Raw genomic sequence first — 24,839 nt, forward strand, 5'->3', positions numbered from 1 at the left:
GGTGTCCCGGGCGTTTTTTGTGGCATCGGTCAGGAGGGTAGACGCTGCTCAAAAATACTCATAACTTTCAATGTTTTCTGTCAGTGAAATTTGGGAGAAATGTTCAGAAGTGTCACCGGGGCGTCAGGCCGGCACGGCGGAGGATGCGCTACTGGCAGAGGCGCGAAACGCTGCGGCCGACACAAAGGCCGTTTCGGTCAAACACCATGACGTCGAGCTGGATGCCGCTGTGACGCAGGACCTGCTCGGCACGAACATGGGCGCTTTCTGCCAGCAGATTTCCCAGCGCAATACCTGCCCTGTCGGCAAGCTCAAAGGCCTCAAGACCCGAGTTGGCGCCAATGATGCGATCAAACAGCGCCTCATCACCGCCCGCCTCGCGTGTCAGCCTTGCCAGTCGCTCAAGATCGATGGCGCCGCGTTTTGAGTGCACATCCAGCATGCCCTGACCGAGTTTGGCCATCTTGGCGATCCCGCCGGCAATGGTCACCTGTGGCACCGGATGCTGGCGCAGGTACTTGAGCATGCCGCCGACAAAATCCCCCATTTCGATCAACGCGCTCTCATCGAGTGCGTAATGCGCCTGAACCGCGGTTTCCGACGTTGAACCGGTGGAGCCGGCAATGTGTGGCAGCCCCCGGGCGCGCGCGACATCGATGCCGCGATGGATGGAGTGAATCCATGCCGAGCAGGAAAACGGGATCACTATGCCGGTGGTGCCCAGCACGGAAAGTCCGCCCACGATGCCCAGCCGTCCATTGAGCGTGCCGAGCGCGATGCGCTCGCCTTCATCAATGGCGATGGTCACTTCCAGATCCACCTGATGATGGCCGGGTGTCTCGTGCACCACGGCCTCAAGTGCCTGACGAATCATGTGCCGGGGCACCGGATTGATCGCAGGCTCACCGGGCGGAATGGGCAGGCCCGGTCGGGTAACCGTACCCACGCCCGGACCTGCCCTGAACACCAGGCCGGAACCCGCCTTCAGCGGTCGAACCGTGGCGCGCACCAGTACCCCGTGCGTGGCATCCGGATCATCTCCGGCATCCTTGATGACACCTGCCATGGCCCAGTCATCGCCGCGCTCATGAACGGCCAGCGCAAAGGCCGGCGTCTGTCCCTTCGGAAGCGTGATGGTGACCGGGTCGGGAAATTCCCCGCACAGCAGCGCTGCATAGGCCGCCCGGGCAGCGGCAGTCGCGCAGCATCCGGTGGTCCAGCCACGTTTAAGAGGAGCGCGTTCCTGGGTCATGGCGCGTCGGCGTTTTGATGGGACGACGGCGATTCTAGCATGCACGCCTGAAAGACCCCATCCAATCATTGAAGGCGTGCCGCCTGCCTGCGCCGTTGCGCGCTGGCGGGTATGGAAACGGCGTCATGGCAGGAAGGGCAAAAAAGATAGAGAACACTGTTTGCCATCAGCATTAAGGGTCCATTAATATGGTTTTAATGTTTCCTTAATTTTCGCAGTGTTCTATCCCCTAGGCAGGCCACTGCCATGAGTGAACGGCCATGAATCACGTTACTGCTTCACCACACTGGGAACGCCTCTCTTCCTGGCATGCGGCTCGCCACGTCTATCCGAAGCGGCGCGAGTGGAAAATGCGCTACAAGATGTTCGTGCGCGCGACCCTTCATCAGGGCGTCCATCGCGCCCTGCTGATGGGCATATCACTGAATCCGCTGCTTGAGCGGGCGGTAAGCAACCGTGCCAATCTGCTCAACAAGCCGTTTCGTCCCTATATCTCGATTCGTTATGGCCATATTGAGCGTCTGCGCCATTTGCTGCTCCATTATCAGCTGCAACGACATCTGCTGAACGATGACATCAGTGCCCGCATCACGCAGCGGCCCGGACTCTGGCTGGGAGAGTGTGTGGTCGGTGGGGAAAAGGCCAGTATCCATCTGGGCTATCGCGGCGCGCATGACAAGGAAGGCGAGATGATGCTGATGATCATCCGCCCGCCCAGAAAACGTCTCTACAGCGCAGCGCTGTCCTTCATGCGTGACGATCAGGGTCGCCCGGTGCTGTGTCTGGGCACCATACAGGGCTCACGTCAGCAGTCGGACTGGAACCGTCAGTTCACCCGGGATCATTTTGGCTTGCGGCCGCAGTCGCTGATGGTTGAGCTTACGCAGATGCTGGCGCGTGCGCTGGGCATGCCAGACATTTACTGCGTGGACAATGCTCACCACGTTTACCGCGCAAAACCCAATGGCCGACGTCAGCGCGGATTTGATCTGGACGCCTTGATTCTCGAGCACGGCGGCGAGGCGAACACGTCGGGCTGGGTCGTGTTGCCCGCCGACCAGCGCCGCAAGGCACTCGAGACCATCGCGTCCAAAAAGCGCAGCATGTACCGCAAGCGCTATGTTTGGCTGGACGCGCTGGAAGCCCGGGTTGAGCAGGCCATGGTCGGGCAGGCCCCGGCCGGTACGGTTGAGCCGGTCGCGAGCGACAGGCTGCCGACAGACCGCACACCGGCATCAATGCGAGCTGATGTGCGGGCCGATGTGTTGGAAAGGACAGACGCGTCAGTCGTGCTGTGAGCGGGCCTCGCCCACCTTGACCGGAATACGATAGAGGCTTTTGGTGGCGGTCACGAAGAGATAGTGCTGGCCGTCGTGTTCGGCAAAGGCCAGGTTGGCGGTACGCTCGGGCAGGTCGACCCGACCCAGACGCTCACCTTTTGGGTTGAACACCTGCAGGCCGCTGTCGCTGCTTGTCCAGACATTGCCTTGTTCATCGACCTTGAGGCCATCGGGCACGCCGGGTGAGATCTCGGTAAACACGCGCTCATTGGAGAGGGCGCCGTCATCACTCACATCGTAGGCGACGATATGGTGATTGAGGCTGTCATCCTCGCGGTCGTGGCCCTGTTCGGAATCGGCGATATAAAGCGTTGTCTCGCCCGGTGCAAAGGCCAGCCCGTTGGGTGTTTTGACCGCCGGTGTGGACAGTCGGGTCAGCTCTTCGCTTTCCGGATCGAAGCGGTAAACGTATTCGCCACCGGTCATGGGAGTGCCCCCATAGCCCTCTTCGGGCTGATCGATGCCAAAGGTGGGGTCGGTAAACCATATGCGCCCGTCGGCATCCACAACCAGATCATTGGGACTGTTGAGCTTTTGTTCGCCGTCCAGATCGACCAGTACCTCCCACTTTCCATCCTTGTTCAAGCGCTCCACGGCGCGCTTGCCGTGTGAAGCGGCCAGTATCCGGCCCTGATGGTCAAGCGCATGGCCGTTGTGAAACTGCGCCGGTCTGAGCCATTCGCGGGCCTTTTCACCCTCGCGCCAGATCATGACGCGATTGTTTTTGATGTCACTCCAGATCACGCTACCATCCGGCAGGGCCAGCGGACCTTCACTCCATATGCTGCCATCGTAGAGCCGTTCGATATCGGCATTTTGATCGACCAGGTCGGTAAAGCCGGGCGTTTCCGCAACGACTTCGGGAGCATCGCCTTCAGAGGCCAGCGCGCTGCCGGCACCCATGCCGGCCATCAGCAGGCCGGTGCACAGCGAGCGCGAGAAATGGTGAAGAAAGCGGGACATAAGCGTTGTTCCTTGTCGTGATGGGATGCGACCAGCCTGACGACTTGAACAGCTTTCGCCAATATGACCTTTTGCGATTGACATTCACGTGCAGGGATTGCCCGAGCGGAATTTGCGAGCTAGTCTGACTCCGATTCGTTTTTCGAGTCAGATCCTCAGGGCGGGGTGAAAGTCCCCACCGGCGGTGATGTCAAAACCGGTTATTGATCCGGCAGTGAACAAGCCCGCGAGCGCGTGACGCGCAGGAATCGGTGAGACCCCGATGCCGACGGTGATAGTCCGGATGGGAGAGGATCGACGCCTGATTGCCCGTGTCGGGCGAGGCGTCGCTGTACGTGTCGTACAAGCACTCCTGTCTTGCCCTGTTCCTTGTCCCTCGCCCTTGAACGGCGATCCTGGAGCAGCCTTTATGTCCCGCAATATCGAAAATGATGGTTCCCTTTCCGAATCCGCACGCTCGCGAGTTCGTCTGGCCCTCGACAGTCTGGCCCGCGGCCACGGCGTGGTCGTCACCGATGATCCCGACCGTGAAAACGAAGGCGACCTGATCTTTGCCGCCACCACGCTTGAGGATCATCAGATGGCGCAGATGATTCGTTTTGGCAGCGGCATTGTCTGTCTGTGTCTGACCGGCGAGCACGCTGACCGGCTGGAACTGCCGCCGATGGTGGTCAACAACGAAAGTCCCTATTCGACCGGCTTTACCGTCACCATCGAAGCCAGAGAAGGCGTTACGACCGGAGTAAGTGCTTATGACCGTACTGTCACCGTGCGCGCCGCGGTTGCAGATAATGCCCGTGCCGATGATCTTGTCCGACCCGGCCATATCTTCCCCCTGCGCGCCCGCGATGGCGGGGTACTGACGCGTCGTGGCCATACCGAGGCCACCATCGATCTGGTGCGTCTGTCAGGCCACACGTCTGCCGGTGTGCTCTGTGAGCTGATGAACGATGACGGCTCCATGATGCGTGGTGAGGCGCTGGAAGCGTTTGCCCGCGAGCGTGACTACCCCATGGTCTCGATTGCCGAGCTGGCGGTCTGGCGTGAGCAGCATGATTCGGTGCCCTCCTTTGATGTGGCCGCGTTTGCCTCGATGTAGGCCGCTCAAGCCAGACATTATCCCGCGATAACCTTCGCCTCTGACCGACAGCACGCTGGGCGTGCTGTCGGCCGCATGCAGGGAATTCGGTCCATGAATACGCTTTATTTGTCTGCCTTTTTCATGCGTCAGGCGCTGGCCGCTTCACGTCTGGCCCTGCCGCACTGTCTGCCCAACCCGCCCGTGGGCTGCGTGCTGGTGGATCACGACACCATCGTGGCCCGGGGGTATACACAGCCGCCGGGCCATTTTCATGCTGAAGCGCACGCCCTGTCGCAGCTTGCAACGGCCCATGGCCTTGAGGCCTTTGTCACCCTGGAACCCTGTTCCTTTCACGGCCGCACACCTTCCTGCGCGCAGGCGCTGATTGACAATGGCATTCGACGTGTCAATGTCGCCATGATTGATCCGCATCCGCTCAACCAGGGACGCGGCATCGACATGATGCGTCGTGCCGGCATTGACGTCCGGGTTGGTGTCGAGCAGGCGATGGTCGCTCGCTTTATCAGCCAGCATCTGGACATCGATCCGCGCTATCAATCGCTGAAATGCTGCCAGGAGTTCTCATGACATCCGTGCTGCTTCACCACTTTGATGCCTCGCCGTTTTCTGAAAAGATACGCCTGCTGCTGGGCTATCGTGATCTGGCGTGGGGGTCCGTGTGTATTCCCCGCATGATGCCCAAGCCCCACTTCACGGCGCTGACCGGCGGCTATCGCAAGACACCGGCACTGCAGATTGGGCGCGATATCTACTGCGATACAGCCCTGATCGTACGCGTCATTGAAAAACTTTCAGGGGCGCCCTCGCTGGTGCCGTCTTATCAGGCGGCCAGTGTCAGAGCGCTTGAGGAGATGGGCGATCGCCTTTTTCTGGCCGCCATTCCGATTATCTTTCGCCCGGAAGGGCGCGCGGCGCTTGTGGATCAGATCGGCGAGGAAGGGCTGGCCCGCTTTCAGGCGGATCGCGCCGGGCTTTTCAGCGGCGGCAACCTTTCCAGACCCGATGATCAGTTCTCCCGCGCGGTATGGGCGCCGACGCTTGAGGCACTAGAAGCGCAACTGGCCCATCAGCCGTTTGTGCTGGGCGAGCACCCGACGCTGGCCGACTTCTCGCTTTACCATCCGATCTGGTATGTCAGAAACAATCCCGGCGTGCGCGACGTCGTGGAAGATTACCCCGCCCTGATGGCCTGGTTTAAACGCCTTCAGGCCTTTGGCCATGGCAGACGCCATGAGATGAGCGAGGCACAGGCGCATGACGTCGCGGCGTCATGCGATCACTGGCAGCCACTGGAGGGCGAATTTGATCAGAGTCTCGGCCTCGCCGAAGGCGCGGCGGTGACTCTTCAGGCCGTGGATTACGGTGTTGATCAGGTTCAGGGCCGACTGGTTCATGTCAGCCAGGAGGTGCTTACCCTGGAGCGTGATGCCACGTTTGAAGGTCGCACCCTCGGTTCGGTCCGCCTTCATTTTCCCCGCGATGGCTTTGCCCTGAGCCCCGCCTGATTTTTTGATTCAAGGAGCGTTTCATGACATCCCCTACCGCCTATCAGCAGCTCGAAGCCCGTTTTGCGCGGCTGCACCGCTATGGCCATCTGGGCGCCATGGCGGGCTGGGATCAGCTGACCATGATGCCGCCGGGGGGCAACGATGCCCGCGCCGAGGCCATGGCCGAGCTGAGCCTGCTGATGCATGAGACGCTGACCGCACCGCAGACGCGCGAGCTGCTGGAGGGCATTGACGCCTCATCGCTTGAGGCAGAACAGCAGGCCAACCTGCGCGAGATGCAGCGTGAGGTGCAAGACGCCACCGTCATGCCGCCGGAACTGGTCGAGGCGCAGTCACTGGCCGGTGCCCGCTGCGAACAGGCCTGGCGCACCTGTCGGCCCAACAACGACTGGCAGGGCTTTTTGCCCACGTTCCGGGAAGTGGTGCGGCTGTCGCGCGAAGAAGCACGCATTCGCGCCGAGGCCGCAGGCTGCAGCCGCTATGAGGCACTGTTGCAGAAGTTTGAGCCGGGACTGACGCTTGAAGCCCTCGACAGCATCTTCAACGACCTGCGCCAGTGGCTGCCGGGGCTTTTGAGCGAGGCCGTTGCACGTCAAAGTGAACGTGCCCCCATCATGCCGGGCGGGCCCTTCGGTGAGGCCGAGCAGCGCCTTTTGGGCGAGCGCGTCATGCGCTGGCTCGGGTTTGATTTCGATCATGGTCGGCTCGATGTTAGCCTTCATCCCTTCTGTGGCGGTGTGCCGGACGACGTGCGCCTGACCACTCGCTACCGCGAAGACGAGTGTCTTACTGCTCTGATGGGCATCATCCACGAGACCGGCCACGCCCGCTATGAGCAGAATCTGCCCAAGGCGTGGCGCAGTCAGCCGGCCGGACGTGCCCGCTCGATGGCCGTTCATGAATCCCAGAGTCTCAGTTTCGAGATGCAGCTGGGGCGCAGTGCGGCGTTCGTGCGACAGCTCAGGCCCTGGCTGGTCGAGGCGCTGGGCGACCAGCCGGCCTTTGAGGCAGACAACCTGGTGCGTCTGTCACAGCAGGTCGAACCGGGCCTGATTCGGGTCGATGCTGATGAGGTCAGCTATCCGGCCCACATCCTGCTGCGCTATGACATCGAGCGCGCCCTGATCGAAGGCGAAATCGAGGTGGAAGACATTCCCGCCCGCTGGGACGACGCCATGCAGCGCCTGCTGGGGCTGGATACCCGCGGCAACTACCGCGACGGCTGCCTGCAGGACATTCACTGGACCGACGGCTCGTTTGGCTACTTTCCGACCTATAGCCTGGGCGCCATGCTGGCCGCGCAGCTGATGGCGGCGGCGCGGCGCGTCGAGCCACAGCTCGATGCGCGCATTGCCGAGGGCGACCCGAGCCTGCTGCTTGAGTGGCTCAAAACCAATATCTGGCAGCGGGGCAGCCTGCTTGAAACCTCGGAGCTGATTCGGCGTGCCACCGGCGAGGCCCTCAACCCCGAGTATTATCAGCGCCATCTGCGTGAGCGTTATATCGAGGGTTGATCCCTGCGTGTGACCCCGGTATTAAAACGCCACATTTTCCGGCAGGACGACTACCTGTGGCACGAAGGGTTACAACAAGACCGCCATAAAGGCGGTCTGCTGGTGTGACATTCGTGCCGCCGGCCACCACACCTGGGCGCTCAAATTATTGAACGTCGAGGTCCTGGGTGATGGGTGTACAGGTAGTGTTCCACGGCTGTCTTGATGACTTCCTGCCGCCTTCCGGGCGAGGGCAGCCTGCCACGCAACACACCTCAAGGCGTACGTCTCTCAAGGATCTGGTGGAATCGTTCGGTGTCCCGCATACCGAAGTTGCCGCGCTGACCCTCAATAATGCCCCGGCTGCGTTCGAAACACTGATCGAGCCCTCAGGCAGCGATCACTATTTGGTCAGGGCCTGGCCGGCCAGTGGATCATGTGGGCTGCCGAGCGGTCATGCCCTGCAGCCGCCACGTCCACGGCCGGCGCGGTTTGTGCTCGATGTTCATCTCGGTCGGCTGGCGCGCTATCTGCGCCTGCTGGGATTTGACGTGTGCTGGCGCAACGATGTCGAGGATGAGGAGCTGGCTGGCACGTCGGCCGCTCAAAAGCGCATTCTGCTGACCCGTGATCGGCGCCTGTTGTATCGCCGCCAGATCGTGCACGGCTATTTTGTGCGGGCCACGGATCCCTCGCAGCAGGTTGAAGAGGTCTGCCGACGCTTTGAGCTGCATGACGAGATCGCGGCCTTCAAACGCTGTGCGCGCTGTAATGGTCTTCTGATGAAGGTGGACAAGTCCTCGGTGGCTCACCGGCTGGAAGCACGCACCCTGCATTATTATGATGACTTTTATAAATGCGCCAGATGTCACCATGTCTATTGGCAGGGCAGTCATTTTGCGCGCATGTCTGCCTGGGTTGAGAGGCTGAAACAGCCTGATACCGAAAGTTGGCCATCGCTGAAGCACGCCTTGCAGGTGTCTCAAATCGGCTCTTTTTAACCACGGTATAATTGTATTACCCTAGTGTTCTTAAGGCCTGCTTCAACGAAGGAATCCTCATGAGCGCAAGTCCCGAACAGCCGGCGTCACTGCTGGGTACCGATATCGTGCCCGGCAGTGTCAGTGTGCCCCGTGGCGGCAGTGCCTTTCGACGCTTTCTGGCCTTTCTGGGGCCGGGGGCAATGGTGTCGGTAGGCTATATCGATCCGGGGAACTGGGCGACCTCGCTGGAGGGCGGGTCACGCTTTGGCTATACGCTGTTGTGCGTCATCCTGCTGTCCAATCTGATGGCGGTGCTGCTGCAGTCGCTGTGCGCGCGACTGGGGATTGCCAGCGGGCGCGATCTGGCCCAGAGCTGTCGCGAGCACTACTCGAAGCCGGTCAGCGTGTGTCTCTGGGTCATGTGCGAGCTGGCCATTATCGCCACGGATCTGGCCGAGGTCATCGGCACCGCCGTGGCACTCAAGCTGTTGTTCGGTATTCCGCTGGGACTGGGCGCTGCCATTACCATCGTGGATACGGTGGTGCTTTTGATGCTGATGCGTCGTGGATTTCGCTGGCTGGAAGCCTTCGTCATGTCGCTGATGGCGCTGATATTTACCTGCTTTGTGGTAGAGCTTGCGCTTGCGCAGCCCTCGCTGGCCGGTATTGTCGACGGCTTTTTGACGCCGGATGCCAGCATCGTGACCAACCCGCAGATGCTCTATATTGCCATCGGCATCATAGGTGCCACGGTCATGCCGCATAACCTGTATCTACACTCGGCGCTGGTCAAGACGCGGGATTTTGAACAGAGCGTACGCGGAAAGCGTGAAGCGCTGCGATTTGCCACGCTCGACAGCACGCTGTCGCTGTCACTGGCGCTTTTTGTCAATGCCGGCATTTTGATTCTGGCCGCGGCGGTTTTCCACAGCGCCGGCCGAACGGTGGTAGAAATCGAGGATGCCTACGCACTGCTGAGCCCACTGCTGGGCGCCGGCATTGCCGCAACGCTTTTTGGCGTGGCGCTGCTGGCCTCGGGGCTCAATTCGACCGTGACGGCAACGCTTGCCGGACAGATCGTGATGGAAGGGTTTTTGCGCGTGCGCATGAAGCCCTGGATCCGGCGATTGGTGACCCGGGGGCTTGCGATTTTGCCGGTGCTGTATGTCACCCAGGTATACGGTGATCAGAGCGTGGGGCGGCTATTGATCCTGAGTCAGGTGGTGCTGTCGCTACAACTGCCCTTTGCGATCATTCCGCTGATTCGTTTCGTGTCCCGCCGTGACTGGATGGGAGAACTGACGATCGGCTGGAAAATCAAAACGCTGACCTGGGCCATTACGATACTGATTCTGGTGCTTAATGCCCGACTGGTCATGGAAGTTTTTCACGGCCTCTAGCGCCTTGAAACGCGCCAGCCGTGGCGCGAACGGCGTGCTGATACGCCGCTCGGGGAGTCAGGCATCGACATCGCGAAAGCGGGCGTTGACCAGGCAATAGCCGCCATAGGCCATCAGGCCCAGAGCGACCAGTGACAAAAGCCAGGGGCCAAAGGGCTGCTCGGCGACGGCGCTCAGCGCACCGCCCAGCCCGCGGGCATCGTCGGGGTCGGTGTTGATGGCCGAAAGGCACAGAAAAAGGGCCACGATCATGAACACGATGCCGCGTGCCGTCAGTCCCACCCGAGACACATTGGCTGCCACCAGGCGCTGGGTGCGGGTCATCTCGTTCAAGTGCCAGTTCTTTTCATAGCTGTGATGCCAGCCGCGCCAGATCTGGCGAAGTCCTACCCCGAGAAAGCCGAGCCCGACCAGAAAGATCGCCACGATGCCGCCCGGATGGGCCATGACGGTGCGGGTCTGACTGCTGGTGGAGCTTGAGCCGCCGCCGCTATCAAGCAGTAATTCGACGCAGTTGATGGCGACACCGGCGTAGATCAGCCCACTGAGCACATAGCCCAGTCGGGTTAGGATGCCTTTCCAGTCGCGTCCCTTGTTTTCGGCATCAAAAAACGCCTGTACCAGACGCCAGGCGGTATAGCCGAAAAGCCCGACGGCCAGAAGGGCAATGAGCACGCTGCCAAAGGGCTGGGTGGCCAGTTTGTTGATGGCTTCCGTGGAGCCCCCGTTACTACCGCCCATGCCCAGCACGGCCATCATCGAGAGCCAGCCAATGGTGATATAAATCATGCCCTTGGCTGTGTAACCACATCGAGCTGCGATGGTCACAAGGCGCTGGGTGTTGCCGCTGGGATGGTCCAAGCCAACTCCGAATCGTCAGTAATAATTTTTGAGAGGGGTTCAATTCTGGGAAACAACGCCCGCTTTTGCCAACTTTATTGACCCGCACAGCACTTCTTGTACTTTTTGCCGCTGCCACACGGGCAGGGATCATTGCGACCGGCGCGGGCCATGGCGGGCGGGTCGATGGCGCCATCGACATAGCGCCAGCGCCCGGCGCTGCGGCGAAAGCGTGAGCGTTCGTGCAGCACGTTCTCATGACCGTCTTCCAGATACCACGCCTTGAATTCGACCATGCCCTGAGCGCCGTGCGCGCTTGCCTGGATGATTTCCAGACGCTGCCAGTCCACGGTGCGCACGTTGAGCATGGCGGCGTCCTGTGGCGGTCGTCCCGGGGCGTCGTCGGCCCAGGTACTGAACAGATACTCTCCCAGCCCACCGAGTGCAAAGGCGCTGTAGCGCGAGCGCATGAGGGCCTCGGGCGTGGCGGCAATCTGTCCGTCACGATGAAGCGGACCGCAGCAGTGTTCGTATTGATGCCCGCTGCAGCAGGGGCAGATGAAATCAGAGGACATGAGGCAACCCTGTGGTAATGCGCTGATCACTATCGTTTGAAAAGGCGTGATGCCGTTAAAAAAAGACCGGCCGACAGTGTAGAGACTGTCGGCCGGATGTCGAGACGCGGGTCACACCGGAGGATCAGGCCTGCCAGCGAGTGCTCAGCCAGTTCAGGGCACGGGACGTGGTGGCGCGTACGCCGCGTTCCAGAGCGCTTTCATCCAGACGCGAGGTTGTGATGATGCTCTTGTCCTTGAGGGCGTCGCGGTCGGTCAGTTCGGGGGCGGCCTTTTTCTGATGCTGCTCGTCGGACAGGACCTTTTCCTGTGCCTGTTGGATCGGCTCACCCGAATACAGTACCCACTGATTGCTTTCCCGGACCGCGTAGGAGTGAATATCACGCGGCGCAGTCACGGTCATGTCAGGCAGGTTATCCGTGGTGTCACTCTTGAGCAGGCTGGCAAACCAGGCAAGACGCGAGGTTTCAACGGCCGGCTGCCATGGCGCATTCTCCTGCGGGCTTTGCTGGGGGGCCAGCAGCCAGCTGTCGGCACCCATCTGCTGCCACAGGTCCAGGCGAGGCGACTGCTGCGCCAGTGTCGGTGTCTCTACCTGCGCCAGGTGAGTGGCCTGAATGGCTTCCTGCGGTGCCAGCGCCATGGTGGTCGCGGCGCGCGGTGCCGGACGGTTCTGGGCCACCTGAACCGGTGCGCTCGGCGTGGGTGCCTGCGGCGCTGCTGCCGGAGCCGGCGCTGCTGCCACAACGCTGCCGGTGCGGATCTCGTCATTCAACGCGATGGGCGCACGCTCGGACGCCGTATTGATCGGCTCGGCAGCGGGGGCCTGAGCCACCGTGTTAACCGGGGCAGGGGCCATCGTATCACCGGTACGAATCTGATCATCAAGGCCGATGGGGGCGCGTTCGGACGCCGTATTGATCGGCTCGGCAGCAGGCGCCTGAGCGACCGTGCGTACCGGAGCAGGGGCAACAGTGTCGCCAGTAAGAATCTCGTTGCTCACGCCAATGGGTGCGCGCTCGGGTACGGTATTGACCGGCTCGACGGCGGGCGCCTGAGCGACTGTGCGTACCGGAGCGACGGTGTTGCCGGTATGCAGCTCGTTATGCACGCCAATGGGCGCACGCTCTGGGGCGGCATCGACGGGTTCAACGGCAGGCGCCTGAGCGACCGTGCGAACCGGTGCCTGGGCGACGGTGTTACCGGTACGCAGCTCATTGTGCATGCCGATGGGCGCGCGTTCGGGCGCGGAATTAACCGGTTCGGCAGGCATTGAGGCGACAGTACGTGCCTGTTGCTGCTCGGTTGCGGTAGTCGTTGGCTCGACGGACGGCTCAGCGACGCGGGCGGCAGCGACTTCGGGCTGCTGCACACTGGCCGGCTGGCTGACAGCCTGTTCACGGGTTTCGCGTTCGATGGCGCGATCCATGGCCAGAGCGCTTTCCGTTGCACTGGCATCCGCACTGCGGCCGGCCGGGTTAGGGCCAAAGCTGGCATGTGTCAGCTGCGGATCAGTATTGGTGTGAACGACCACGGCGTGAACGTTGTCACGCAGAAGCCACATGTCACCGGTCTTGTCGAGCTTCGGGCCGCGCTTGAGGAATTCGGCCAGGACCTGCTCGCGACGATCGTCCGAGGGCTGACAGGCCATCTTGGTCGAGGCGATCTCGCCGACTTCCAGCCGGGCATCGTCAGGACGGGCGTTGGCGCTCAAATGGTTGCAACCGACCCAGGCATCCAGACGGTTGCCCGTCAGATTGACCTTGGCGCCGCTGATGTTGGTCAGCGCCGTGGCGTAATAGCCTGAAGATGAAGACCCGGAACTGGCGCATCCTGCCATCAGGGTGGCCAGTGCCAGCGTGGTAAGCGTTGGCCTGAATGCGTGTCGCATTGAAACTCCTGTTGCGTTGATCATGCTACCTGTCCCGGGTAGACGGTCGGTCCCGATGAAAACATCGGCACATAATGGTTATGGGGCGCAAGCATACCCTGGTGTGAGGAGGAAGATGTGATCAAAGTGATGATTGTTACATGCTGTGGCATCACACTGTTATCCTTCGTCTCTTTTTGGGTTGACATGGCCCGCCCCATGGGTCGTCACATCAGGACAGGACATGACGAATCATACTATCGGCCCGGACGCCAAAAAGTTGCGTTCCCGGGTCATCATGCCCCGCAGTCGTTGCGCGCGCTGGCTGCTGGTGGCGTTTTTGCTGCTGCTGGCGGTGGGCTGCTGGCCGATCATCACGCTGTTTAACCGCCCCGTCGTTGCGGCCGGTCTGCCGCTGATGGCGCTGTGGAGCTATGTCATTGTCTTTTCAAGCGTTGCACTCATGGCGCTGGGCAATCGATTGTCCAGAGGCGACAGCGAGGCGGCGCAGGCCGGGCATTATCCGTCATCAGAGGAGCCCCGCAAACCATGACAGGCATGATGCCGCTGGGGCTCACTCTTTTATATATAGCACTGGCCCTGTGGCTTGGCATTCGTGCCCGCCGCGGCCATGCAATGACCGCGCTCGAGCAGTGGGGCGTGGCCGGGCGCAGCATGAACGCCATGATGCTTTATCTGCTGATCGGAGCCGGCAGTGTCAGTGCCTATACCTTCATGGGGGCGCCGGGCTGGGCGTTTTCGCGGGGCGTGGCGGTCTTTTATGTGGTGATCTATCTCTCCTATCTGGCGGTAGTGGCCTGGTATTTCGGCCCCAAGGTGTGGACGCTGGGCGCGCGTTTTGGTCATGTGACCCAGGCCAGTGCCATTCGTGATCGTTTTGAAAGTACAGCGCTGGGGGCGCTGGCCTCCCTGGTCATGGCCATCGGCACACTGGCCTACGCGGTGCTTCAGACCATGGGGGCCGCCTATATTCTGGGGGTCATGAGCAATGGTCTGATTCCGATATGGGCCGGCGTGCTGGTGGTGCTCGGGGTGATGGGCAGTTATCTCTATATCAGCGGTCAGCGAGCGATCGGCATGACCAATGCCTTTCAGGGTGGGCTCATGCTGTTTGTGGCCTGGCTGGTGGGCATCTGGGCGGTACACGATTTCACGGGCGGCTGGACGACCGGAGCACTCTTTGAACGGCTGGCCGCCGAGCGGCCCGAGTTCATGACCCTGCCGGGCGCCAGTGGCAACATGGGGTTTGCCTTCTGGACAACCTCGATCATTGTCTCGATGCTGTCCTTTCTGCCGCCGGTCTGGACGCAGTGGATGAGTGCCCGCTCGCGCGAGACCATCCGTCGCAGCGCGACCTGGCTGCCCACCTACTATGTGGTCATTTTGCCCATGGTTGTGGTGGGCTTTATTGGCATTTTCACTCTGCCGACCCTGTCCCGGGCCGATACGGTGGCACTGGAGATGGCGATGCAGACCATGCCGGCCTGGCTGACAGGCCTTCTGGGCGCAGGCACCCTGGCCGCGGCGATGTCATCGTGTGAGCCCTTTATCCATTCAGTGGCACTGTCGATCACGCGCGATGTCCTGCAGCCGGCGCTGCGTCTTGAGGACGCCTTCACCGCCCGTCTGGCGCGCTGGATGCTCTTTCCCGTGCTGATGCTGGTGGCGGTACTGGCGATCAGCGAACCCGGTAACCTGGTGATGATCCTGCTGGTCGGGCTGGGGTTTGCCGCCCAGGTGCTGCCGGCGTTTATCGGCATGTTCTTCTGGTTTGGCGCGACCCGCAGTGGCGTCATGGCGGGTCTTCTGGCCGGGTTTGCGGTCACGTTTGCCCTGACCGTGATCTGGCCCAACCCGCTCGGTGTGCATGCCGGCTTCTGGGGGCTTTTGCTCAATCTGCCGCTGTTTGTCGCGGTGTCCCGGCGTACTCGTTCGGCTTCCGAGCAGACGCTGCAACGCTTTTATGAGGTGGCGCGCCAATTTTGATGACACATGCTCAACCCCGAAAGGGATGGCGATGGTGGTTTTTGCTGCTGTGGCTGCCGACGCTGGCCGGCTGTTCGGGAGTAGACGCCATCAATGCCCTGACGCCTGCCGGGCAGACGCAGCAACTTGAATCGATCGCTTACGGTGAGGCGGCGCGCCAGCACCTGGACATCTACCGGCCTAAGGACGCCGATGGCCAGGCACCGGTGGTGGTGTTTTTCTACGGCGGCACCTGGCGTGAAGGCGCGCGTGAAGACTATCGCTTTGTGGGGCGGGCACTGGCCTCCCGCGGGATTGTTGCGGTCGTGGCGGACTACCGCCTCTATCCCGAGGTGCGCTATCCCGGCTTTGTCGAGGATACGGCACAGGCACTGGCCTGGAGCTATCGCCACATTACCCGTTACGGGGGAGATCCCAAAAGGCTCTTTATCATGGGCCACAGCGCCGGGGCCTATAACGCGGCCATGGTCGCGCTGGATCCGCGCTGGCTGGCCGCGCAGTCGCTGTCTCCCTCGATCCTCTCGGGCTGGATCGGGCTGGCAGGACCCTATGACTTTTTGCCGATCACCAACGAGGACGCTCGTCCCGTTTTTGACTGGCCCAACACCGCACAGGAGACCCAGCCCATCGCGCATGTCAGCGATCAGTCACCGCCGGCACTGCTGATGGCCTCGCATCGCGATACCACGGTCAACCCGATTCGCAACACGGCCGGCATGGCGCGGGCCCTGCGGGCTCATGGGGTGGCGGTGACCGAAGACTATGCCGACCATACCAGCCACGTGACGCTGATCGCGGCACTGGCCTGGCCGCTGCGCTGGCTGGGACCGGTGCTCGATGACATCGACACGTTCGTGCATGACACCCCACCTCGCTCGGACGATGGGGCGGTCAGACCTCAGTGATGGGCATGGCCGGTATCACCGGTCAGTGCCGTTTCGGCCAGATCCACTTCCCGCACCAGTTTTCGCAGCACGTCATCGTTGATGTGGTGTCTGCCGCGTAGCCGGTAGTACTCGCGGCGCTCGGCGCGCAGGGCTTCCACGCGGGTTTCACGCTCCAGTGAACGAATGGCCTCGAGCCTGGGCGTCGGCAGGGTGGTGTCTCCCAGTTCAAGGCGCTGTCGATACCAGGTCATCAGCTGTGAGCTGATGTCGTTGAACGCAATGATGAACGCTTCGCTGTGGTCTTCGCGAGTGATGGCTTCTGCCCGCTGATGGTGAAAGTCCTCGATGCGCCGAATGGCCGCCTCGGCCGCCGCGATCCGGGCGCGCCGCTCCTCTTCGAACTCGTGGGTATCCCGGGGCAGATCCAGATTTTTCAGTACCAGCGGCAGGCCAATACTGCCGGTAATCAGGGTGAACATGATCACGCCGGTGGCCAGAAAGATCAAAAGCTCCCGTGCGGGGAAGGGCGTGCCGTCATTCATCAGCTGGGGAAGCGACAGCGCTGCGGCAAGCGTGATGGTGCCTCGGATGCCGGCAAGGGTGGCTGCCAGCATCACCCGCATCGAGATGGCCGCCCGATGTTCTTTGGAAAACATTCGCTGAAGCCAGGTGGCGCTCAGTATCCAGACGAAGCGCGACAGCAACAAGGCGATCGAGATAACCGCCACGTAGCCCAGCAGCCGCAGGAACTCGTAATCGCCCACGTCATGCAGCGAATGATCCAGCGCCCCGCCCACGATGTCCGGCAGCTGAAAGCCCAGCAGCAGAAAGACCAGGGCATTGAGGGTGAATTCCAGCATCTCCCAGACACTTTTGGTCTGCATGCGCATGTTGATCTGATGCTCACGCTTTAGATCGGTGCGGTTGATGACCATGCCGGCGGCCACCGCTGCCAGAATGCCGGACATGCCAAAATGCTCGGCCAGCAGATAGGCGGCAAAGGGCAATAACAGCAGCAGCAAAAGAATCTGAATGGTCGAGCCTTCGCCCAGATGGCGCTCGATCAGGCGCGTACGGATCACGTTGAACACGTACGCGATGGCAGCGCCGACCAAAAGTCCGCCAACGGAAATCACGAAAAAGCCCAGCGTGGCATCCATCACCGAGAAGGTGCCGGTCAACGCCGCGGCGACCGCAAACTTGAAGGCCACCAGACCCGAGGCGTCATTCATCAACGACTCGCCTTCCAGAATGCGCATCAACCGAGGCGGTACCGGCAATCGCCCCGAGATGGCGGACACGGCCACGGCATCAGTGGGGGAGAGAATGGCGGCGAGTGCAAAGCAGACCGGCATGGGCAGGGCCGGCAACAGCCAGTGGATGAAAGTGCCCACCCCCAGCACGGTAAACAGCACCAGGCCCAGCGCGAGTGCCAGTATCGGCCCGCGCAGCACCATGAATTCGCGCTGGGGAAAGCGTCTGGCATCGGCAAACAGCAGTGGCGCGATGAACACCAGCAAAAAGAGCTCGGGTTCGAGCTCCACGTTCAGATTGATGCCCGGCAGGGCGAGCAGAACGCCAAAGGCAATCTGCACTAAAGGCGTGGGCAATGCGGGCAGGAAACGGGCAGCCACACCGGTGGCAGAGGCCACCAGCAGCAGTATCAGTACGAGAAAGACGGCATCCATGGGGTCAGCTTATCGGTTGGCCTGAGAGGACGTCATGAGTGACGAGGCAGGCCAGCATAGCGCATTTCATGAAACGACAATGAGGGCCGGCAGCACGACACATCAGACCCCCGGCGCCTTGATGGAAGAATGTGCTTCCTCACGTCCGGCCTCGGCCCGTGAATGGCCTGTGGTCTGTGTTCAGGCGGTCAACAAAAGGGAATTCAAAGCTGTGTTACAGTAAGTTTTCCTTCGACAGGTCGGTATCAATACCTGTTACTCGATTTGACAGGGAGATACCGCTGTCGTGTTCTGAAATCGGATAAACAACTATTAAAGGTATCCGTATGCAGATTCGTAACGTCATGACCGGAGTGTTCGCCCTTTCCATGATGGGGGCGGCAAATTCTGCGCTCGCCGACACCTGGCGCTTTGGCCTTGAGGAAACCGAAGGTAGCGTTCAGTACGCCTATGCAGAAGCCTTCAAGGATCTGATCGAGGAAAAAAGCGACGGAGACATTACGGTCCAGATCCTTCCCTACGGCGTCTGGGGCTCCAGCTATTCTGCCCTTTATGACGCACTGCAAGGCGGCGCCATTCCCATCTCCTTTGGCTCGGGTTTTCTGGGCGGCACCGTCCCGGAAAGTCAGTTGATGAGTCTCAACTACGTCATGCCCAACGATCAGCTGGAAACCGCCGAGATTCTCAATTCCGATGCATTCATGCAAAGCGATGCGTGGCAGCAATCGTTTCGCAGTCGCGGACTGGTGCCGCTGGCCGCCGTGCCCGAAGGGTTTCAGGTATGGACCGCCAACAAGCCGATCCACACGCCCGAGGACATGAAGGGGCTACAGATTCGCGTCATGGATAACAGCCTGCTGCGCGCGACCTATCAGGCCTACGGCGCGGCACCCATCACCATTGCCTACGGCGAGCTTTACAGTGCACTTCAGCAGGGCCAGGCCGAAGGCAATATTCAGCCGGTCTTTGCCCACGAAAACATGGGTTTTTATGAAGTGCAGGACGACATGATCTTTGCCGAGCAGGCACAGTTCATCGGCAACCTGATCGCCAATGAAAAGTGGTACGAAGCGCTGTCTGATGATCAACAAAAGATGCTGCAGTCCACGCTTAAAGAGATGGTGCAAAAGGGCCATGACATCCAGACGCAGTTCAACGCCGAGCGTCTTGAGACGATCAAGGACAAAAGCGACATCAACATCATTTATCTGGATGAAAAAGAGCGCAGTCGCTTTCGTGAACTCGCCCGCCCGGTGCGGAAGGTATATGTCGACATGGTCGGTGAGCGCGGCAAGCAGGCCCTGGATATCCTGCTCAAAGAGGTCGAGGAGAGTAAATCCGGCTCCAGTGACAGTGACGACGGTCAGGCCACCTGATTCACCTGATCTTTTGATGGCATAAAAAAACGCCCGCAGGCACTGCCTGCGGGCGTTTTTTGTTCGCTGCGCTCAGCAGCTGCCTTGCATGCCTTTTATGCCACTCAAGGCATACCGTGTGTAACCGACGCTCAGTCGCTGCCCAGCGAGGGCAGCAGCAGCGAAATCTGCGGAAAGACAATCAGAATCAGCGTGGCCAGCAACAAAACGAGGATAAAGGGCGGCGTGCCTCGAATGACCTCCAGATAGGGGCGGCGAAAGACGGCAATGGCTGTAAAGATATCGCAGCCAAAGGGTGGTGTGGCCGAGCCGATGGCCGCCTGAAGCGTCACGATGACACCAACATGCACCGGGTCCAGCCCGGTCGACTGCACCAGCGGCTTGAAGATGGGCACCAGAATCAGGATGACCACGATCGGGTCGACAAACATGCAGCCGATGAAAAAGGCGACGGCAATCAGAAGCAGCGCCAGAAACTGACTGTCGCCGATGCTCTCGATGATCGGTTTGAGAATCTGCTCGGGGACACCGGCTGTTGCCAGCGCCTGTGAAAAGGCTGCGCCGATCGCCACCAGGATAAAGACCACGGCGGTAATCATGCCGGTCGAGAGTGCCAGACTGCCAAGATCGCGAATTTTGACCTGACGGTAGATCACCACTTCCAGCAACAGGGCATAGGCGACAGCCACCGCCGAGGCTTCAACGGCGCTGAAAAAGCCGCCGTAGATACCGCCCACTACCAGAACCGGAAAGCCCAGCGGCAGGATGACACGACGAAGCGCGCGCCTGCGCTCGCGCCATGAGGCCTTCGGGTCCGGCGTGATGCCCTTCAGTCGAGAGTCGATCCAGCAGTAGAGCGAAAACATCACCATGATCAGAAATCCGGGCAGGATACCCGCCAAAAAGAGATCGCCAATCGAGGTCTGCATCGCCACGCCATAGATAATGAAACCGATGCTGGGTGGAATCAGAAGGGCGACATCGCTGGCGTTAATGATCAGGGCCAGCGTAAAGGAATCGGAATATCCCTTCTTGAGCAGACGAGGGCGCATTGGCCCCCCCATGGCCACCACGGTTGCCTGGGTCGAGCCTGAAACGGCGCCAAACAGGGCACAGGATGCGGCGGTGGTAATGGGCAGACCGCCACGCAGATGGCGGGTAAAGGCGTCCACCACATCCAGCAATCGGTTGGCGGTATGCCCCCTGGTCAAAATGTCGGCGGCAAAGATGAACATCGGTACGGCGGCCAGCACCCAGCTGCCGACACCATTGATCATCCAGCTGACCGCCTGGTCCGGGCCAAAAAAGGTCATTCCGGTAAACATCATATACAGCGTGCCGGCGGCCAGGGGGACCATCATGGGAAATCCCAACAACAGCAGCACGAGCATGAGCACACCCAGCCCTGTCAGCATGATCTCTTTCCTTTTGTTGTTATCGTTAATCCATTGTGATCTACGGTATGGGTGCGCTTACCGGTCGTCTGGCGTGCTGGCACCCTCGGCGTCACTGCCGGGCAGCGGCGCGTCGTTGTAGTCCTCCTGTTCCGTGAGAGAGCGCCAGATGCCGGGGCTTGTCAGGTTACGAATGACGGTCAGCACATACTGAATACCGGCAAGTGCAAACCCGATGGGCAAGGCGAGATAAACGATCCACAGCGGCATCTGCAGCGAGGCACTGGTACGACCGCGATCATGAAGGGTGATGACGTACTCGATGGATTTGTAGCTGAAGTAGAACATCAAAAGCGCTGTTCCCAGACAGATCAGCACCAGCAGGGCCTTGCGGCGCTGACCGCCGAGCTGCTCATAAAACGCTGACATGCTGATATGGCGGGCGTGACGGGCAGCGTAGCCCACACCGACAAAGGTAATCACCACAATCAGCATCTCGGTGATTTCATAAGTACCGGCGATGCCTTGGCCAAGGACAATGTTGCCCACGACGTGAGCACTCATCAAAAACGCCATGGCAAGAATGCTGCCGGCCACGATGGTGCGTTCAATGAGGCCCAGCCCGCGATCAAATAGCAGCAGTGCTCGCAAAAGCGCACTTGAGTGTTGATCACCGCTTCGTGAGGAAGAGATCTGGCTCATGAGTCTTTTCCTTGTTTTAGAGAGCATGTTTTTGTTGTGAAGATCGCATCACAGACCATACAGCCCTGCCCCTTTATAACAAGGGGCGGACGGGTATCACCAGTATCGTCCAGCCCGGCCCTGTCGGCTCGCTCAGCGTTTGGCGCGTGATGTCAACGCCATCTCGACCAGGTCCAGTTCGCGCACCAGTCGGCGCAGGGTGTCGTCATCGATCTGATGAATCGAGCGCAGCCGATAGTACTCGCGGCGTTCGGCGCGGATGGCCGTCAGGCGCATTTCGCGGGAAAAGCGCTGATCATATTCGTGACGCTCGGAGCTCGAGCGCTTGTCGTTGATGGTCATCAGGTTGCGGTAGTAGCTGATCATGCGCGCGCTGGTCTCGGTCAGCACCGAGCGTTCAAGCTCGGTGTCATGGCGCTCCTGCGCACCGGCATGCCAGCTTTCGATGGCCTCGATGGCCGCCAGCGAGGCGGCATGGCGCGCCGATCGGGCCTCTTCGTCGCGCCAGCTGTCGTCGGGCTTGTCCATGCGCCGCAACAATAGTGGCAGGGTGACGCTGCCCAGCAGCAGGGTAAAAAGGATGACGCCGGTGGCCAGAAAGATCACCAGTTCGCGACCGGGAAAGACCTCGCCGCTGGGTAACGCCAACGGCAGTGACAGCGCTGCGGCAAGCGTGATGGTGCCGCGAATGCCGGCCAGTGTACCGACCGCCATGATGCCGCTGGAAAGAGGCACGTGCGCACTGCGCCGCCGTCGTGAGGACAGCCTCGAGAGATAGACCGCGCCCATGATCCAGAAAAAGCGCAGCAGCATCAGCGCCAGCGAGATCACGACCACATAGAACACCAGTTCGGCCAGACTGAAACTGCGGGCGTTGTTGAGAGAGACCTCGATCGCGCCGCCGATGATGTCCGGCAGCTGAAGCCCCAGCAGCAAAAACACCATCGCATTGAGCAAAAAGGTCAGGATCTCCCAGAAATGGTTCATCTGCATACGCGTGCGGGTCTGGGCGTAACGCTTGAGCTCGGTGCGGTTGATGGTAATGCCAGCGGCCACGGCGGCCAGAATGCCGGAGCCTTCCAGATGCTCGGCGATCAGGTAGGCCGCAAAGGGGATCATCAGCATGACCAGCAAAATTTCGGTCGACGATTCGGTGCCGCGCCTGTCGATCAGCTTGCGACGGATGGTCGAAAAGAGAAAGGCCAGCGTGACACCGACCGATACGCCCACAAGGGTGATCAGGGCAAACTGCAGGCTGACCTGCCCAAACGAGAAGGCACCGGTCATGGCGGCAGCTACGGCAAACTTGAGCGAGACCAGAGCTGATGCGTCGTTCATCAGCGATTCGCCTTCAAGAATGTGCATCAGGCGGGGCGGCACGCCGAGCCTGCCGGAAATGGCAGAGACGGCCACGGCATCGGTAGGCGACAAAATGGCGGCCAGCGCAAAACACACGGCCAGCGGCAGGTTGGGCAATAGCCAGTGCATCAGAAATCCTGCGCCCACCACGGTAAACAGCACCAGTCCCACGGCCAGCGCAATGATGGGATGACGCAGCGAGGTCAGCTCACGCTGAGGGAACTGCCAGGCGTCTGCAAACAAGAGCGGCGGCACAAACAGCAGCATGAAGGTTTCGGGTTCCAGGTTGATATTCAGCGGCGTATTCAACCAGGCCAGCAGGGCGCCTATCGCGATCTGTAAAATGGGCAGGGGCAGGCGGGGCATGAAACGCGCCAGTATGCCGCTGCCGGCGGCGACCAGAATCAGCGATAAGGCCAATAACACAATATGCATCGATGACGTCCTGTCATGTGTTCCTGTTTTTCGATGGATGCCGGCGCAAATGGTTGCATTCACGCTGGCATGAGGCGACATCATGTGGCCCGATATTGTCCTGATCTGACTCGACAGGAGGGAGGTGGCGCTGTTGGCTGTAATGGGTCACGAACAAAAAGCCGGCATCTCGTTGGAGATGCCGGCAGATATCTTGATCCATGGATTTTTGATCCGTGCGCGCAGCACGGCATCTCATGGCATCAGGCGTGCTGCTTGCGGTGACGCCCTTCCTTGATCTCTTCAATCAACTTGTTGTTGAAGGCGTTAAGATCCTTCGGCGTGCGGCTGGTGACCAGCGCGCTGTCGCAGACGACTTCGCTGTCTTCCCAATGGGCGCCGGCATTTTTCAGATCCTGCGCGATGGTGGGCACGGAGGTCAGGCGACGACCATCGACCACTTCAGCGTTGATCAAAATCCACGGCGCATGGCAGATCGCGCCCACGGGCTTGCCGGCCTTGAAGAAGTCACGCACAAAGCTCAGCGCCTTTTCATCGGTACGCAGGGTATCCGGATTGAAATGCCCGCCCGGCAGCATCAGGGCGTCGTAATCATCGGCATTGACCTCGTCGAGCGTCTTGTCGACCGGATATTTTTGACCCCAGTCGGTTTCGGCCCATGCCGTGATGTTGCCGCTTTCGGGCGCGATCACATGTACTTCGATGCTCTGGGCTTCCAGCGCCTTTTTGGGCGAGGACAGTTCGGATTCTTCAAAGCCGTTGGTGGCCAGAATGGCCACCTTTGTGCCTTTCAATTCGCTCATGTCAGAACACTCCTTATTCTGGACAGGAAAAGTAGATATCGTGCTCGTCTTACGCGTGCTGATTGCGATGACGGCCTTCGTGAATTTCTTCAATCAGCTTGCTGCAGAACGCGTCCAGGTCCTTCGGCAGACGGCTGGTGACAAAGGCGCTGTCGCAGACGACTTCGCTGTCTTCCCATTTGGCGCCGGCATTTTCCAGATCCTTGCGCAGCGCTGGTACCGAGGTCATGCGACGCCCGTCAACCACGCCTGCGTTGATCAGCGTCCAGGCCGCATGACAGATGGCGCCGACCGGCTTGCCTTCCTTGAAGAAGTCACGGGCAAAGGTCAGTGCCTTCTCATTGGTACGCAGATTGTCGGGGTTGAGGACGCCGCCCGGCAGCACAAGTGCGTGATAGTCGTGCGAGCTGACCTCATCAAGGCTCTTGTCCACGGGGTAGTCTTCGCCCCATTGCGTTTCGGCCCAGGCACGAATCGTGCCGCGCTCGGGCGAGACGATATGCACCTCGATGCCTTCGGCGGCAAGGGTCGCCTTGGGTACGGCAAGTTCGGACTCTTCAAATCCGTCGGTGGCCATGATGGCGACGCGAACGCCCATTAGATCCTGACTCATGTGTCTCCCCCAATCCTTTGGTGGTGTCTGTCTGTGTCTTTCCATGACCTGCGGTCGTTGGGAAAGCATTTCAAGGGTCGTGCACTGCTTGATTGAACCTGTCTGGCAGATTCTGATGATTCACTTTCGACACAATGCGTCAGTGAATCATCATGTCGCCTTACGCCTCGTTTTTCGTCGGCGGCGCCATCCTGTCCGGCAAGACCTTCATGTCGCCTTTACGCCTCGTTCCTCGTCGGCGGCGCCATC

General features: G+C 60.4%; 22 protein-coding genes and 1 riboswitch. Of the genes, 11 read left to right on the plus strand and 11 right to left on the minus strand.

Annotation, left to right across the window (positions count from 1 at the left end):
* Positions 1–148: 148 nt before the first annotated feature.
* A complete protein-coding gene (locus KSP9073_RS05280; RefSeq protein ID WP_108841844.1) occupies positions 149–1,252 on the minus strand; it encodes a cobalt-precorrin-5B (C(1))-methyltransferase in 1,104 nt (367 codons plus the stop codon).
* 260 nt (positions 1,253–1,512) lie between these two features.
* Here KSP9073_RS05280 and KSP9073_RS05285 point away from each other — a divergent pair, with 260 nt between their 5' ends.
* The gene (locus KSP9073_RS05285) at positions 1,513–2,550 is read left to right on the plus strand and encodes a DUF535 family protein (RefSeq protein WP_108841845.1); all 1,038 of its coding nucleotides are present in this window, start codon (positions 1,513–1,515) and stop codon (positions 2,548–2,550) included.
* Here KSP9073_RS05285 and KSP9073_RS05290 read toward each other — a convergent pair.
* On the minus strand, positions 2,536–3,555 hold the full coding sequence (locus KSP9073_RS05290; RefSeq protein WP_108841846.1) for an SMP-30/gluconolactonase/LRE family protein: 1,020 nt from the start codon (positions 3,553–3,555) through the stop codon (positions 2,536–2,538). The genes KSP9073_RS05285 and KSP9073_RS05290 overlap by 15 nt on opposite strands.
* Before the next feature lie 147 nt (positions 3,556–3,702).
* Positions 3,703–3,854, plus strand: a riboswitch (FMN riboswitch).
* A gap of 110 nt (positions 3,855–3,964) precedes the next feature.
* On the opposite strand from KSP9073_RS05290, the gene ribB reads away from it, so the two are divergent.
* The 6 genes from ribB to KSP9073_RS05320 all read left to right on the plus strand — a co-directional run bounded on the left by ribB (position 3,965) and on the right by KSP9073_RS05320 (position 10,041).
* Positions 3,965–4,654, plus strand: a complete 690-nt coding sequence (gene ribB / locus KSP9073_RS05295) for a 3,4-dihydroxy-2-butanone-4-phosphate synthase (RefSeq protein WP_108841847.1) — start codon at positions 3,965–3,967, stop codon at positions 4,652–4,654.
* A 93-nt stretch (positions 4,655–4,747) separates the two neighbouring features.
* The gene (locus KSP9073_RS05300) at positions 4,748–5,224 is read left to right on the plus strand and encodes a bifunctional diaminohydroxyphosphoribosylaminopyrimidine deaminase/5-amino-6-(5-phosphoribosylamino)uracil reductase RibD (RefSeq protein ID WP_108841848.1); all 477 of its coding nucleotides are present in this window, start codon (positions 4,748–4,750) and stop codon (positions 5,222–5,224) included.
* Positions 5,221–6,162, plus strand: a complete 942-nt coding sequence (locus KSP9073_RS05305) for a glutathione S-transferase family protein (RefSeq protein WP_108841849.1) — start codon at positions 5,221–5,223, stop codon at positions 6,160–6,162. The genes KSP9073_RS05300 and KSP9073_RS05305 overlap by 4 nt, the downstream gene beginning before the upstream one ends.
* 23 nt (positions 6,163–6,185) lie before the next feature.
* Positions 6,186–7,679, plus strand: a complete 1,494-nt coding sequence (locus tag KSP9073_RS05310; RefSeq protein WP_108841850.1) for a carboxypeptidase M32 — start codon at positions 6,186–6,188, stop codon at positions 7,677–7,679.
* Between the two features lie 170 nt (positions 7,680–7,849).
* The gene (locus KSP9073_RS05315) at positions 7,850–8,659 is read left to right on the plus strand and encodes a Mut7-C RNAse domain-containing protein (protein ID WP_108841851.1); all 810 of its coding nucleotides are present in this window, start codon (positions 7,850–7,852) and stop codon (positions 8,657–8,659) included.
* Positions 8,660–8,718: 59 nt separating this feature from the next.
* The gene (locus KSP9073_RS05320) at positions 8,719–10,041 is read left to right on the plus strand and encodes an Nramp family divalent metal transporter (RefSeq protein WP_108841852.1); all 1,323 of its coding nucleotides are present in this window, start codon (positions 8,719–8,721) and stop codon (positions 10,039–10,041) included.
* Positions 10,042–10,098: 57 nt separating this feature from the next.
* Here the strand turns inward: KSP9073_RS05320 and KSP9073_RS05325 are convergent, their stop codons facing one another.
* The 3 genes from KSP9073_RS05325 to KSP9073_RS05335 form a co-directional block, all read right to left on the minus strand.
* Positions 10,099–10,902: a DUF1206 domain-containing protein gene (locus KSP9073_RS05325; protein ID WP_243409117.1), complete on the minus strand. Its 804-nt coding sequence runs from the start codon at positions 10,900–10,902 to the stop codon at positions 10,099–10,101.
* Between the two features lie 74 nt (positions 10,903–10,976).
* Positions 10,977–11,456: a YchJ family protein gene (locus KSP9073_RS05330; RefSeq protein WP_108841853.1), complete on the minus strand. Its 480-nt coding sequence runs from the start codon at positions 11,454–11,456 to the stop codon at positions 10,977–10,979.
* 124 nt (positions 11,457–11,580) lie between these two features.
* Complete coding sequence (locus KSP9073_RS05335) at positions 11,581–13,347, minus strand: META domain-containing protein (protein ID WP_165814161.1); 1,767 nt, start codon at positions 13,345–13,347, stop codon at positions 11,581–11,583.
* A gap of 223 nt (positions 13,348–13,570) precedes the next feature.
* Here KSP9073_RS05335 and KSP9073_RS05340 point away from each other — a divergent pair, with 223 nt between their 5' ends.
* Genes KSP9073_RS05340 through KSP9073_RS05350 form a run of 3 tightly spaced genes read left to right on the plus strand, consistent with a single transcriptional unit; the run spans position 13,571 to position 16,238 of the window.
* Entirely contained in the window at positions 13,571–13,879 is a 309-nt protein-coding gene (locus tag KSP9073_RS05340; RefSeq protein WP_108841855.1) for a hypothetical protein, read from the plus strand.
* Entirely contained in the window at positions 13,876–15,333 is a 1,458-nt protein-coding gene (locus tag KSP9073_RS05345) for a sodium:solute symporter family protein (protein ID WP_108841856.1), read from the plus strand. The genes KSP9073_RS05340 and KSP9073_RS05345 overlap by 4 nt, the downstream gene beginning before the upstream one ends.
* Entirely contained in the window at positions 15,333–16,238 is a 906-nt protein-coding gene (locus KSP9073_RS05350; RefSeq protein WP_108841857.1) for an alpha/beta hydrolase, read from the plus strand. Before KSP9073_RS05345 ends, KSP9073_RS05350 begins: the two co-directional genes overlap by 1 nt.
* Here the strand turns inward: KSP9073_RS05350 and KSP9073_RS05355 are convergent.
* Positions 16,232–17,908, minus strand: coding sequence for a Na+/H+ antiporter (locus KSP9073_RS05355; RefSeq protein WP_108841858.1), 1,677 nt, complete (start codon positions 17,906–17,908; stop codon positions 16,232–16,234). The genes KSP9073_RS05350 and KSP9073_RS05355 overlap by 7 nt on opposite strands.
* Before the next feature lie 326 nt (positions 17,909–18,234).
* Here KSP9073_RS05355 and dctP point away from each other — a divergent pair, with 326 nt between their 5' ends.
* Positions 18,235–19,284, plus strand: a complete 1,050-nt coding sequence (dctP, locus tag KSP9073_RS05360) for a TRAP transporter substrate-binding protein DctP (RefSeq protein ID WP_108841859.1) — start codon at positions 18,235–18,237, stop codon at positions 19,282–19,284.
* 131 nt (positions 19,285–19,415) lie between these two features.
* Here dctP and KSP9073_RS05365 read toward each other — a convergent pair whose 3' ends face one another.
* The 5 genes from KSP9073_RS05365 to KSP9073_RS05385 form a co-directional block, all read right to left on the minus strand.
* Positions 19,416–20,699: a TRAP transporter large permease gene (locus tag KSP9073_RS05365; RefSeq protein WP_108841860.1), complete on the minus strand. Its 1,284-nt coding sequence runs from the start codon at positions 20,697–20,699 to the stop codon at positions 19,416–19,418.
* 57 nt (positions 20,700–20,756) lie between these two features.
* Positions 20,757–21,380 carry a TRAP transporter small permease gene (locus KSP9073_RS05370; protein ID WP_108841861.1) on the minus strand — a complete coding sequence of 208 codons (624 nt, stop codon included), beginning with the start codon at positions 21,378–21,380 and terminating at the stop codon, positions 20,757–20,759.
* A 132-nt stretch (positions 21,381–21,512) separates the two neighbouring features.
* Positions 21,513–23,174, minus strand: a complete 1,662-nt coding sequence (locus KSP9073_RS05375) for a Na+/H+ antiporter (protein WP_108841862.1) — start codon at positions 23,172–23,174, stop codon at positions 21,513–21,515.
* Positions 23,175–23,416: 242 nt separating this feature from the next.
* Positions 23,417–23,977, minus strand: a complete 561-nt coding sequence (locus tag KSP9073_RS05380) for a type 1 glutamine amidotransferase domain-containing protein (RefSeq protein ID WP_108841863.1) — start codon at positions 23,975–23,977, stop codon at positions 23,417–23,419.
* A 49-nt stretch (positions 23,978–24,026) separates the two neighbouring features.
* Positions 24,027–24,590, minus strand: coding sequence for a type 1 glutamine amidotransferase domain-containing protein (locus KSP9073_RS05385; RefSeq protein ID WP_108841864.1), 564 nt, complete (start codon positions 24,588–24,590; stop codon positions 24,027–24,029).
* Positions 24,591–24,839 lie beyond the last annotated feature (249 nt).

It is taken from the genome of Kushneria phyllosphaerae (genome assembly GCF_900312995.1).
GTDB classification, from domain to species: domain Bacteria; phylum Pseudomonadota; class Gammaproteobacteria; order Pseudomonadales; family Halomonadaceae; genus Kushneria; species Kushneria phyllosphaerae.

What these genes read in the sequence shown, in the direction of transcription:
- KSP9073_RS05280 (WP_108841844.1), bottom strand. Translation starts at nt 1,252, where the DNA reads ATGACCCAGGAACGCGCTCCTCTTAAACGTGGCTGGACCACCGGATGC.
- KSP9073_RS05285 (WP_108841845.1), top strand. Translation starts at nt 1,513, where the DNA reads ATGAATCACGTTACTGCTTCACCACACTGGGAACGCCTCTCTTCCTGG.
- KSP9073_RS05290 (WP_108841846.1), bottom strand. Translation starts at nt 3,555, where the DNA reads ATGTCCCGCTTTCTTCACCATTTCTCGCGCTCGCTGTGCACCGGCCTG.
- ribB (WP_108841847.1), top strand. Translation starts at nt 3,965, where the DNA reads ATGTCCCGCAATATCGAAAATGATGGTTCCCTTTCCGAATCCGCACGC.
- KSP9073_RS05300 (WP_108841848.1), top strand. Translation starts at nt 4,748, where the DNA reads ATGAATACGCTTTATTTGTCTGCCTTTTTCATGCGTCAGGCGCTGGCC.
- KSP9073_RS05305 (WP_108841849.1), top strand. Translation starts at nt 5,221, where the DNA reads ATGACATCCGTGCTGCTTCACCACTTTGATGCCTCGCCGTTTTCTGAA.
- KSP9073_RS05310 (WP_108841850.1), top strand. Translation starts at nt 6,186, where the DNA reads ATGACATCCCCTACCGCCTATCAGCAGCTCGAAGCCCGTTTTGCGCGG.
- KSP9073_RS05315 (WP_108841851.1), top strand. Translation starts at nt 7,850, where the DNA reads ATGGGTGTACAGGTAGTGTTCCACGGCTGTCTTGATGACTTCCTGCCG.
- KSP9073_RS05320 (WP_108841852.1), top strand. Translation starts at nt 8,719, where the DNA reads ATGAGCGCAAGTCCCGAACAGCCGGCGTCACTGCTGGGTACCGATATC.
- KSP9073_RS05330 (WP_108841853.1), bottom strand. Translation starts at nt 11,456, where the DNA reads ATGTCCTCTGATTTCATCTGCCCCTGCTGCAGCGGGCATCAATACGAA.
- KSP9073_RS05335 (WP_165814161.1), bottom strand. Translation starts at nt 13,347, where the DNA reads ATGCGACACGCATTCAGGCCAACGCTTACCACGCTGGCACTGGCCACC.
- KSP9073_RS05340 (WP_108841855.1), top strand. Translation starts at nt 13,571, where the DNA reads ATGACGAATCATACTATCGGCCCGGACGCCAAAAAGTTGCGTTCCCGG.
- KSP9073_RS05345 (WP_108841856.1), top strand. Translation starts at nt 13,876, where the DNA reads ATGACAGGCATGATGCCGCTGGGGCTCACTCTTTTATATATAGCACTG.
- KSP9073_RS05350 (WP_108841857.1), top strand. Translation starts at nt 15,333, where the DNA reads ATGACACATGCTCAACCCCGAAAGGGATGGCGATGGTGGTTTTTGCTG.
- KSP9073_RS05355 (WP_108841858.1), bottom strand. Translation starts at nt 17,908, where the DNA reads ATGGATGCCGTCTTTCTCGTACTGATACTGCTGCTGGTGGCCTCTGCC.
- dctP (WP_108841859.1), top strand. Translation starts at nt 18,235, where the DNA reads ATGCAGATTCGTAACGTCATGACCGGAGTGTTCGCCCTTTCCATGATG.
- KSP9073_RS05365 (WP_108841860.1), bottom strand. Translation starts at nt 20,699, where the DNA reads ATGCTGACAGGGCTGGGTGTGCTCATGCTCGTGCTGCTGTTGTTGGGA.
- KSP9073_RS05370 (WP_108841861.1), bottom strand. Translation starts at nt 21,380, where the DNA reads ATGAGCCAGATCTCTTCCTCACGAAGCGGTGATCAACACTCAAGTGCG.
- KSP9073_RS05375 (WP_108841862.1), bottom strand. Translation starts at nt 23,174, where the DNA reads ATGCATATTGTGTTATTGGCCTTATCGCTGATTCTGGTCGCCGCCGGC.
- KSP9073_RS05380 (WP_108841863.1), bottom strand. Translation starts at nt 23,977, where the DNA reads ATGAGCGAATTGAAAGGCACAAAGGTGGCCATTCTGGCCACCAACGGC.
- KSP9073_RS05385 (WP_108841864.1), bottom strand. Translation starts at nt 24,590, where the DNA reads ATGAGTCAGGATCTAATGGGCGTTCGCGTCGCCATCATGGCCACCGAC.